General features: G+C 74.4%; 6 protein-coding genes. 3 read left to right on the plus strand and 3 right to left on the minus strand.

All coding sequences use genetic code 11. From position 1 onward, the window contains the following. From GUY59_RS43875 to GUY59_RS43885, 3 genes are all read right to left on the minus strand, one after another. A partial coding sequence (locus GUY59_RS43875; RefSeq protein ID WP_330849301.1) for a N,N-dimethylformamidase beta subunit family domain-containing protein occupies positions 1-1,225 on the minus strand: 1,225 nt, incomplete at its 3' end. Beyond that, positions 1,222-2,466, minus strand: a complete 1,245-nt coding sequence (locus GUY59_RS43880; RefSeq protein ID WP_138206853.1) for a condensation domain-containing protein — start codon at positions 2,464-2,466, stop codon at positions 1,222-1,224. The genes GUY59_RS43875 and GUY59_RS43880, both read right to left, overlap by 4 nt. Positions 2,467-2,476: 10 nt before the next feature. Next, entirely contained in the window at positions 2,477-2,710 is a 234-nt protein-coding gene (locus tag GUY59_RS43885; RefSeq protein WP_132342027.1) for an acyl carrier protein, read from the minus strand. A gap of 147 nt (positions 2,711-2,857) precedes the next feature. Between GUY59_RS43885 and GUY59_RS43890 the strand changes: the two genes are divergently transcribed. The 3 genes from GUY59_RS43890 to GUY59_RS43900 form a co-directional block, all read left to right on the plus strand. Next, positions 2,858-4,318 carry a class I adenylate-forming enzyme family protein gene (locus tag GUY59_RS43890; RefSeq protein WP_289514330.1) on the plus strand — a complete coding sequence of 487 codons (1,461 nt, stop codon included), beginning with the start codon at positions 2,858-2,860 and terminating at the stop codon, positions 4,316-4,318. Between the two features lie 2 nt (positions 4,319-4,320). Then, positions 4,321-5,829: a condensation domain-containing protein gene (locus GUY59_RS43895; protein ID WP_138206857.1), complete on the plus strand. Its 1,509-nt coding sequence runs from the start codon at positions 4,321-4,323 to the stop codon at positions 5,827-5,829. Beyond that, on the plus strand, positions 5,826-10,821 hold a 4,996-nt coding region (locus GUY59_RS43900; RefSeq protein ID WP_161715033.1), incomplete at its 3' end, for a non-ribosomal peptide synthetase. The genes GUY59_RS43895 and GUY59_RS43900, both read left to right, overlap by 4 nt.

Here is a 10,821-nt window from a genome sequence, read left to right on the forward strand (position 1 = left end):
GGCCGATGGTCTCCCAGGTGGGGCCGGGCGAAGGCCGGGAAAGACGGTCGAGGACGTTGCGGGTGATGCGGGCCAGCGCCGGGTCGTGCAGGGTGTTGCCCCAGTTGATGGTGCCCGCGTTGAAGACGGTGCCCGCGCCGAGGCGGTGCACGCTCATGGTGGCGGCGCCGGCTCTGCCGTACCGGCGCCAGTGGGCGAGGTCGGCGGTGGCGAGGACGACGAGCGACGGCGGCGCGCCGTCGCGGCCCGACGCCCGGGGCACGCCGTCCACCCAGTCGAGGTCGGCGGCGTCCGTCTCGTAGCCGATAGCGCCCCGCCCGAAGGGGTCGCCGTCGGCCAGCCCGGTGCCGTCGAACACCCAGTGCCCGGCGAAGCGGACGGTGTAGCACTCCCCGGCCATGACGCTCGAGTCGACCCAGCAGCCGGCGCCGTTCCTGAACGACAGGCCTGTCAGGATGTTCTCCGGGCGGTTGACGGGTTCGCTGGGCCATTCGACGGTGACGCGGCCCGGGTCGGAGGCGGCCATGGGGTCGGCCACGGCGTCGCGATAGCAGACCATGGTGCGCAGGTCGTCCTCGAACCGGACCTGCCACCAGCAGGTGTTGCCGGAGAAGACGGCGAGGTTGCCGCCGCGCCGCACGAACTCCTCGACCGCGTCCCGCATCTCCCACGACCAGTACTCGTCGTGCCCGTTGACGACCAGCAGCCGGTAGCGGCCCAGCAGGTCGGGGCCCGCGAGCGGGGCCGGGCCTGCGTGCAGGTCGAGGGCCGAGCAGTAGTCGACGGCGTAGCCGGCCGGCGCGAGCCAGCGGAGCAGGCCCAGCTCCCACTCCTCGACCTGCGGCCCGGCTCCGGGACGGTCGAAGGTGACCTTGACGGCGCGGTCGGGCTGCTCCGCCTGGTAGAGGCCCTCCCCGGGGACGCCGGGCCGGTTGTACGCCTCCCAGGTGGGGAACGGGATCGACAGCAGAATGGGCGAAGCGGGCACAGTACTGCGTACGACGAAATATGCCGAAATATCGTGGTAGATGGCTCGATAGAGCGAGCTGGGCCAGTCCGTCCCGACCTTCAGCGTCCAGAACGGTCCCGGCGCGGCGGCGCACTCCAGGACGGTCCGCCCGGACGGCACATCCTCCACCCTGATCGGCCCGCCGCCCTCGTCGAGCAGGCGGAAACGCAGCGCGTCGCCCTGCGCGCACGACGTCGACGTGGCGTACAGGCTCATGTTCGCGCCTCCCCCGCCACCAGCTTCTCCAGGTCGAGCAGGTAACGCTCGGCGTCCGGCGGCGGCAGCAGCGCGGTGTCGGCGTAGCACGACACCTCCATCCGGCCGGGCTCGCCGCCGACGTGCACGCGGAAGTCGCAGATGTTGCGGTCCATCGTGTCCGTCCTGACCACCTCCGTCACCCCCGGGGCGGGCTCGCGCGGCATTCCGTCCTCCTGGACGAGCCGCTGGTCGTTGAAGCAGCCGAACGACCTGATGCCCGGCCCGGCGCCGCCGACCGCCTCCGCCATGGCGCACGGGTCGTACTGGGCCAGCCGGTAGGCGCGCAGCGCGCGCCCCCACGCCTGGCGTACCAGCGCGTCGAACGAGCCGGTGCGCAGGTCGAGCACCACGAGCGCCTCCTGCGAGATGGTGCCCACCACGTCGCGGCGGCCGGCCGCGAAGCGGTTGTTCACGATCACCCGCATCCCGTGGAAGCGCTGCCCGGTGAGCCCGCCGGCCAGCCGCATCGCGGCGGCCAGCAGCACGGTGGAGGAGCTGACCCGGTTGCGGGCGGCGACGTCCTGGGCGGCGGCGTCGAGGGCGGGCGAGCGCAGGGTGACCTCGACGAATCGAGGCCTTTGCGGCGGGTGCGACGGCGGCGGGACCGGGTCGAGGCGGGCGTGCTCGGCGAGCCAGGCGGCGATGGTCTCCCGCGACAGGCGCCGCCCGTCGGCCGACCCCTGCCAGGCGGCCAGTTCCCTGGGCGACGGGCCCGGCGGGGGCGGCAGGGAGTCGCGCAGCAGGAGCAGCCTGAAGTCCTTGACGAGGAGGTCGGCCGCGTGGCCGTCGGCGGCGAGGTGGCTGAGGACCAGGACGACCTGGCGTACGTGTCCTGCCTCCGTCACGAACGCCACCCGCAGCGGCCACTCCTCGTCGTACCGGAACGGCCGGGCCGTCAGCCGGTCGCACACCTGCGGGCCCGGCTCGGCCCCGGCCACCTCGAAGCCCGGCCGCGTCTCCGGGAAGATCCGCTGCAGCGGCGCGTCGCGCGGTCCGGTGAGCCGGGTGCGCAGGGACTCGTGCCTGGCGACCAGCCGGTGGAGGGCCTGGACCGCGCGCTCCACGGTGACGGGCCGCTTCCTGGGCGCGTCGAACACGCGGCCGATGTTGAGGTAGTGGTCCTGCGGCTGCGCCGCGAGGACGGCCCGCCAGATGTCCTGCTGGCCCCATGTCAGCGGCGCGTCGACCGGTTCAGCCATGCCGGGCGGTTCAGCCGTGCAGCCGTACGTAGTCCACCAGCTCGTCGAGGCCGTCCAGGGTGGTGGGTTCGAGCTGCACCCCGAACTCGGCCTCCACCGCGTCGATCAGCCTCAGGCAGGCGAGCGAGGTGACGCCGAGATCGCTCAGCCGGCTGCGCCCGGCCATCACCTCGGCCGGGTCGACCGCGCCGTCGGTGGCCTTGGCGATCATGCCGGCGAGCCGCTCGCGGAGCTCTCCATCCATCAACACCTGGTGAACCCTCCCTGGTCGGGGAATCCGCGGCGAGTGTGTCACGCGTTACCAGATGTCGGCAAGCGCCTGAAGGTGAGGGCTTGACGCCTCTGTGCATTTTTTCTAGCGTCAAGCGGCACGACGAAAATAATTCTGGGGGTGGTTCCGTCGGCCCTTCCAGTCCCCGATCTCCTGTCGTCCCGAGCAGCCACCGAGCCTGATCACGAAGCCCTCGTCGTCGCCGGCCAGGGAGCCATGACCCTGCGCGAATGGGACGAGCGCTCCACCGCCGCCGCCCGCGGGCTGCCGGGGCCGCTCCGGGGCGAGCGGGTGGCGCTGGTGTTCGGCGGCCGTGACTGGCTGGACTACGCGGTGAGCTGGATGGCCGTGCTCAAGGCGGGCGGCGTGGCGGTGCCGCTGCCGGACCGGGCGGCCCCTCCCGAGCAGGCGTACATGATCGAGCACTGCGGCGCGGCGGCGGTGGTGCACGGGCGCGACGCGCTGCGGGAGCCGCCCCCGGGACCCGCCGTCATCGCCTTCGAGGAACTGTTACGTCGCCCGGGAGCCCCGCCCGCGCTCCCGCCCGCGATCGATCCGCTCTCGCTCGCCCAGATCCTTTACACCTCCGGCACCACGGGCCGCCCCAAGGGGGTGGCCGCCACCCACGCCAACCTGACCTTCCCGCCCGTGCACCCCAAGCGCCGCCCGTTCGCCCATTCCCGGTATCTGGTGCACGCCTTCCCGATCGGCACGAACGCCGGCCAGGTCATGCTGCTCCACGCGCTTACCACGGCCCCCACCGTGGTCACGCTGCCGATGTTCACCCCGGCCCGCTTCGCCGCCCTCGTCGAGACGTACGCGGCCGGCACCTGCTTCGTCGTGCCCGCGATGGCGATCGAGCTGCTCAACGCCCGGGTGCAGGACCGCCACGACCTGTCGAGCGTGCTGCTGCTCGGCTCGGCCGCCGCCGCGCTCCCGCCGGCCGTGGCCGCCGGGCTCACCGTCGCGTTCCCGAACGCGGCCGTGGCCAACTATTACACCTCCACGGAGGCGGCGCCCGCCCAGACCATCATGATCTACGACGGCGACCGGCCCGGCTCCCTCGGCCGGGCGGCGGGCGGGTCGCGGCTCAGGATCGCCGACGCCGAGGGCAACCCCGTGCCCGAGGGGACGACGGGCGAGGTGTGGTTGCGCGCGGCGGCCCATCCCCGCGCCTACTACGGCGAGCGCGACGACGCCTTCCAGGACGGCTGGGTCCGCATGGGCGACCTGGGCTACCTCGACGACGAGGGCTACCTGTACCTCGTCGACCGCGACGGCGACGTGATCAAATCGGGCGCGTTCAAGGTGTCGACGCTGCAGGTCGAGGCCGCGCTGCACGAACATCCCGCGGTGGCGGACGCGTCGGTGTTCGGCGTCGCGCACCCGGTGATGGGCATGGCGGTGGCCGCGGCGGTGGTGGCCCGAGAGCCGCTGGCGCTCAGCGACGTACGGTCGTTCCTCGGCGGCCGGCTGGCCGGGCACGAGCTGCCGTCGAAGCTGCTCTGCCTCGACTCTCTGCCGAGGAACACCGCCGGCAAGGTCATCAAGCGGGAACTGCGCCGTCTGGCAGAGGAGTGAACATGGTCCTGGCATCGCAGGCGCAGCACGGGATGTGGATCACCGAGGTGTTGCACGGCACGGGAACGGCCTACCACATGCCGTTCGCCCTCTGGTTCGACGGGCCGCTCGACCGGGAGGCGATGGTGCGGGCGTGCGAGGCGGTCGTCGACCGCCATCCGGTGCTGAGGTGCGCGTTCGAGCAGCGCGACGGCGACCTGCACCTGGCGCCGGACGCCGCGCGCCCGCCCGTGACGTTCACGGCCGCGCCCGATCCGGGACGGCTGCTGCGCGAGGAGATCGCGCGGCCGTTCGACCTCGGGCGGGGACCGCTCGCGCGGTTCACGCTGGCGCAGGTGGCCGGGGAGCGGCACGTGCTGCTGTTCGCCGGGCACCACCTGGTGTTCGACGGCATGTCCAAGGACCTGCTGACACGCGACCTCGCCGCCGCCTACGCGGGTGAGGCGCTCCCGCCGCTGCCCATGCCGTACGGCGCGCCGCTCACGATCCCGCCGGAGGCCGTCGCGTACTGGCGGGCCCGCTGGCGGGACACCTCCGAGGTGGTGATCGGCGGGACGGTCAGGACCGCGGGGACGGCGGGCCGCGCCGAGGAGGTCCTGCTCGACCTGACCGGCGAGATGGCCGCGGCGCGGGCCGCCGGGGTCACGCGGTTCGAGGCGTTCCTCGCCGCCGTGCACGGGCTGCTGTTCTCCTACGGCAACGCGGAGACGGCGGTCGCCATCGCCATGTCCACCCGGCGGGCCGGGACCCGGGACCACATCGGGTTGTTCGCCACCGAGCTGCCCGTCTACTCCGCACCCAAGCCGGACACCACCTTCAGGCAGCTCGCCCACACCCTCAAGGCCGAGCTGCGCGAGCTGAACCGTTTCCGCGACATCCCCGCGGCCCGCGCGGCGGGCGGGGTCAGGCCGCGGCCCGCCCTCGCCCCCGTGTCCATCAGTTTCCGGCGGCGGGCGGCGGACGTGGTCTTCCCCGGGCTGCGGACGGCGGCCGAGTGGAAGATGTCCAGCCGCACGGTCAGGAACGTGCTGCACCTGCAGGCCGTGGACGGCGACGACGGGCTCAGGCTCACCCTGCATCACAGCCCGGACCTCATCTCCACGCGGGACGTGGAGGCGGCGGGACACGACCTGAGAGCCCTGCTGGCCGCCGCGAGCGCCGACCCCGACGTGCCGCTGACCACCCTCCTACCGGCCGCCGGCCCTGTTGCCACGATCTCCCGCGCCGCGCCGCCGCAGGCCCCCGGCGGATCCCCCGCGCCGGCGCGCGAGGCGGGGGCCGTGGACGACGAGCTGGTGGAACAGGTACGGCTCATCTGGATGGAGGTCCTGCGGATCGACGACGTCGCCCCCGACGAGGACCTGTACGACCTGGGCGGCCACTCCCTCACCATCACCCAGATCAGCGCCAGGATCAGGAAACGGCTCGGCGTGGAGGTGCCGTTCGACGTGTTCCTCGACGACCCCACCGTCACCGGGGTGGCGGCGGCGGTCAGCGAGCTGCGCGCATGATCTCCCTCGGGCAGGAGCGGCTCTGGTTCCTGCAGCGGCTCGACCCTGCCGACCCCGCCTACCGGGTGGCCGTCGTACGCCGGCTGCGCGGCCCGCTCGACGCCGGAGCGCTGGCGGGCGCGTTCGCCGACGTGGCGGCCAGGCACGAGTCGCTGCGCACCCGGTTCCCCGAGGACGACGGGCAGCCGGTCGCCGTGGTCGACCCGCCGGGCCGCGTACCCGTCGAACTGATCGACCTCGCGACCCCCGAGCAGGCCGAGCGGCTGTGCGAGCAGCGCACGAACACCCCCTTCGAGCTGGGCGCCGCGCCGCCGCTGCGGATCACGCTGATCCGGCTGGCCGGCGACGACCACGTGCTCTGCGTCGTGCTGCACCACATCATCGGCGACGGCTGGTCGCTCAACGTGCTCATGGACGACCTGGCCAGGTGCTACGCCGCCCGCGTCCACGGCACGCCGCCCGAGCTGCCAGAGCTGCCGGTGACGTACGCCGGGTACGCCGACGGGCAGCGGGCCGCCGACGCCGGCGTCGGCGTCGGCTACTGGACGGGCAGGCTCGCCGGGGCGACGCCGCTGGACCTGCCCGCCGACCGCCCCCGACCGGCCCGTCGCGGCAGCGACGGCGGCGAGTCCCACTTCGACCTCGACCCGGCGCTGATGGGAGCGCTGCGGCGGCTGGCGCGGGCCGAACGGTGCACGTTGTTCATGGTGCTGCTCACCGCCTACCAGGCGCTGCTGGCCCGCCACACCGGCCAGGACGACATTCTCGTCGGTACGCCCACCGCCGGGCGTTCCCGGCCCGAGCTGGAGCCGATGGTGGGGTTGTTCGCCTCCACGCTGGTGCTGCGGGGCGACCTGTCGGGCGACCCGCCGTTCACCGAGCTGCTGCGCCGGACCCGCCGTACCGTGCTGGAGGCCATGGCGCACGGCGAGACGCCCGTCGAACGGGTGTTGTCCGCGCTCGACATCGAACGCGACCTCAGCCGCACGCCGCTGTTCCAGACCATGTTCGGGCTGCACAACGCGGCCGTCGGCTACGGGGAGGCGGCGACGTTCGCGGGGCTGGACAGCGAGCCGTTCCCGCACGGGGCGCCGCCCGCCATGGTGGACCTGCGGGCCGACCTGTGGCCCGACGGGGACGGGCTGCACGGCGCGTTCGTGTACAGCGCCGACCTGTTCCACCAGGCCTCCGCCGACCGGCTGGCCGCTCGTTTCCGTACGGTGCTGGCCTCGGTCGCGGCCCGCCCGTCGGCCCGGCTGTCCGAGCTGGACGTGCTGCCGGCCGGGGAGCGCGAGCTGGTCGGCGCGGCGTGGAACGACACCGCGCTCGCCGTGCCCGGCGGCACCGTGGTGGACCTCTTCCTCCAGCAGGCGCAGGCACGGCCGGACGCGGTGGCCGTGGAGTGCGGCGGGACGGCCGCCGAGACGCCCGGTTCTGAGCCCGGCGGGGAGCGCTACCGGGAGCGGCGTTCGTACGCTGACGTGGCGGTGTGGGCGCGGGCGGTCGCGGGGCGGCTGCGCGCGTGCGGGGCCGGGCCGGGGTCGGTGGTGGCGGTGTGCCTGCCTCGCACGGCCGACCTGCCGGGAACGTTGCTCGGCGTCATGCTGGCGGGTGCCGCCTACCTGCCGGTGGATCCGTCGCTGCCGAAGGCGCGGGCCGCCGCGATGGTGGAGCGGGCGGGGGTACGGCTCGCGCTCGCCGCCCCGTCGGCCCCTCTCCCCGGACATATCACGCGGGTGCCCCTTCCCGGGCCCGTCGAGGGTGCGTCGTCCGGCTCCTGGCCAGGCGCCGCGCCTCAGGAGGACGGGCCCGTGCCGCGGGCCCCCGCCTACGTGCTGCACACCTCCGGGTCCACCGGGGTGCCGAAGGGGGTGGCGGTGCCGCACTCGGCGCTGGTCAACCTGCTGGCCGGGATGGCGGACCTGCTCGGGTCCCGTCCCGGGGACACGTGGCTGGGCAGCACGTCGTTGTCGTTCGACATCGCGGGGTTGGAGCTGTACCTGCCGCTGGTGACGGGCGGGCGGCTGGTGCTGGCCGGCGACGCCACCGCGCGGGACGGCGTGGCGCTGGCCCGGCTGATCGGCCGGAGCGGGGTGACGCACGTGCAGGCGACGCCCTCCGGCTGGAGCATGCTGCTCGCGGGCGGGCTCGACCCGGCCGGGCTGGTCGCGCTGGCCGGGGGCGAGGCGCTGCCCCTGGCCTTGGCCAGGAGGCTTCGGGGGCGGGCGCGGCGGCTGTTCAACCTGTACGGGCCGACGGAGACCACGATCTGGTCGACCGCCTGGGAGGTGCCCGAGTCGCCCGAGCGGGTCAGCATCGGCCGGCCCCTGGCCAACACGACCGTCCAGGTGCTCGACCGGTGGGGGTCGCCCGCGCCGGTCGGCGTACCGGGAGAGCTGGTCATCGGCGGGGCGGGGGTCGCGCTCGGCTACCTGCGCGGGCCGGGCGAGCCCCCGGAACCGTTCGAGGGCGGCCGGTACCGCACGGGCGACCGGGTCCGGTGGCTCGGCGACGGCACGCTCGAGTTCCTCGGGCGGGACGACGGCCAGGTCAAGGTACGGGGCCACCGCGTCGAGCCGGGCGAGGTCGAGGCCACGCTGCTGCGGCATCCGCAGGTGCGCGAGGCGGCCGTGGTGGCGCGGGACGACCTGCTGGTGGCCTACGTGGCGCCCGGCGCTCCCGGCGATCTGCTGGAGCGGGCGGCGGAGTGGTTGCCGGTGTACATGGTGCCCTCGGCGGTCGTGGCGCTCGACGCCCTGCCGCTGACCCCGAACGGCAAGGTGGACCGCCTGGCGCTGCCGGCGCCGTCGCGTCCAGCGGCGGGGCGGGGCGGGCGGCCGGCCACCGCCAGGGAGCGGCAGGTGGCGCGGATCTTCGCCGAGGTGCTGGGCGCGGGCGACCTCGGCTCCGGCGACGACTTCTTCGCGCTCGGCGGTCACTCGCTGCTGGCGACCCGGGTCATCGCCCGATTGGCGGCCGCGGGCACGCCGGCGTCGCTGCGCGGGCTGTTCGCGCACCCGACGGTGGCCGGGTTCGCCGCGACCCTGGACCGCCAGGAGAGCACGCCTGACCGGCCGGTGCTCCCCCGCCCGGCGGGCATGCCGCCGCCGCTCTCCCCCGCCCAGGAACGCCTGTGGTTCCTGCACCGGCTGGCTCCGGGCGACGCCTCGTACAACATGTACGTCGTGCGCAGGCTCCAGGGCCCGCTGGACGAGGGGGCGCTGCGGCGGGCGCTGACCGGGCTGGTCGCCAGGCACGAGCCGCTGCGTACCCGCTTCCCCGAGGTGGACGGCCGGCCGGTCGCCGTCGTCGAGCGCCCGTCGCCCGCCCGCGTCGAGCGGCTGGACGCCCGCGACGAGGACGAGGCCCGCGCGCTGGTGGCGGCCCGCACCAACGCGCCGCTCGACCTCGGGGCGGCGCCGCCGCTGCGCGTCTCCCTGATCCGGCTCGGGCCCGGCGATCACGTGCTGTGTGTGGTGCTCCACCACATCGTCGCGGACGGCTGGTCGATCACCGTCCTCCTGGACGACCTCGCGACTCTGTACGAATCGGCCCTGTACGAAGCAGCCCAGGACAAAGCAGCCCGGGACAAAGCAGCCCGGGACGAAGCGGCCCTGGGATCGGCGGCGGCCCGTCCGCCGGAGCTGCCCGCCCTGGCCGTGCAGTACGGGGACGTGGCCCTCTGGCAGTGGGAGCAGGACCACGGGGAGGCGCTGGAGTACTGGCGGGCCCGGCTCGCCGACGCGCCCACGCTAAGCCTGCCCACCGACCGGCCGCACGGGGCTCAGCCCTCGCGGGGCGGCGTGCACCTGTTTGACGTGCCCGGCGATCTGCTGTCCGCGCTGGAGTCGACGGCGCTCCGGCACCGGGTGACGCTGTTCATGGTGCTGCTGGCCGCGTACCAGGTCCTGCTGTCCCGGCACACCGGGCAGGACGACGTGCTGGTGGGCTCCCCCACTGCGGGGCGCAACCGGGTCGAGCTGGAGCCGCTCGTCGGTTATCTGAGCACCACGCTGGTGCTGAGGGGCGACCTGTCGGGCGACCCGACGCTGGAGGAGCTGCTGACCCGTACGCGCAGGACGGTCCTGGACGCGATGGCGCACCAGGACGTGCCGTTCGAGCAACTGCTGGCAGAGCTCGACGTGGAGCGGGACATCACCAGGAAGCCGGTGTTCCAGACCCTGTTCACGCTGAACGGCCAGACCGCCGACGGGGCACGCGACCGGCTGGGCGACCTGCGGATGTCGTTCTTCGACGACGGCTACCGGCAGGCGAAGTTCGACCTGACGGTGGAGGCGTGGCGGGCGCCCGGGCGGTTGCGGGTGGCCTTCGGCTACGACGCCGGCCTGTTCGACGCCTCCACGGTGGCGGGCCTGGCGGCGCGGTTCGAGGTGCTGCTGCGCGGGGTGGCCGACGCGGGGAACCGGCACGCGCCGCTGTCCCGCCTGCCGGTGCTCACGGCCGCCGACGAGGCGCTGATCGAGTCGGCGAGCGGCCCACCGCCCGAGTGGGCGACCGCGGGCGGTCCAGGCCCCGCGGCCCGGGCACCCGAGCTGATCGCGCAGGCGATGGCGGCCCACCCGGACCAGGTGGCGGTGAGCTGCGGCCAGGACACCGTCACGTACGCCGAACTGGAACGGCGAGTGGACCGGCTGGCCGGGAAACTGTCCCGCAAGCTGACCCCGAAGCCGGCCCGGGAGCCGACCCGGGACCCGGCCCGGCAACCGATCCAAGAACCGGCAGGAGAGCCGGTCGTAGAGCCGGCGGGATGCGGTGCCGGGGTCGTGGTCGGGTTGCGGATGTCCGGCGGCTCGGTCGACGCGGTCGTGGCCATGCTGGCGATCTGGCGAGCCGGCGCCGCCTACCTGCCGCTCGATCCCTCCTACCCGGAGGGGCGCCTGCGCACCATGGCCGCCGTGGCCTCCCTCGTCGTCTCCGACGGCCTGGTCATCGAGGACGGCCCGGCGCAGGCACCGGTCGCGGGGCCAGAGG

It is taken from the genome of Nonomuraea sp. K271, assembly GCF_009908215.1.
Taxonomy (GTDB): domain Bacteria; phylum Actinomycetota; class Actinomycetes; order Streptosporangiales; family Streptosporangiaceae; genus Nonomuraea; species Nonomuraea longispora.

What these genes read in the sequence shown, in the direction of transcription:
- GUY59_RS43895 (WP_138206857.1), top strand. Translation starts at nt 4,321, where the DNA reads ATGGTCCTGGCATCGCAGGCGCAGCACGGGATGTGGATCACCGAGGTG.
- GUY59_RS43885 (WP_132342027.1), bottom strand. Translation starts at nt 2,710, where the DNA reads ATGGATGGAGAGCTCCGCGAGCGGCTCGCCGGCATGATCGCCAAGGCC.
- GUY59_RS43880 (WP_138206853.1), bottom strand. Translation starts at nt 2,466, where the DNA reads ATGGCTGAACCGGTCGACGCGCCGCTGACATGGGGCCAGCAGGACATC.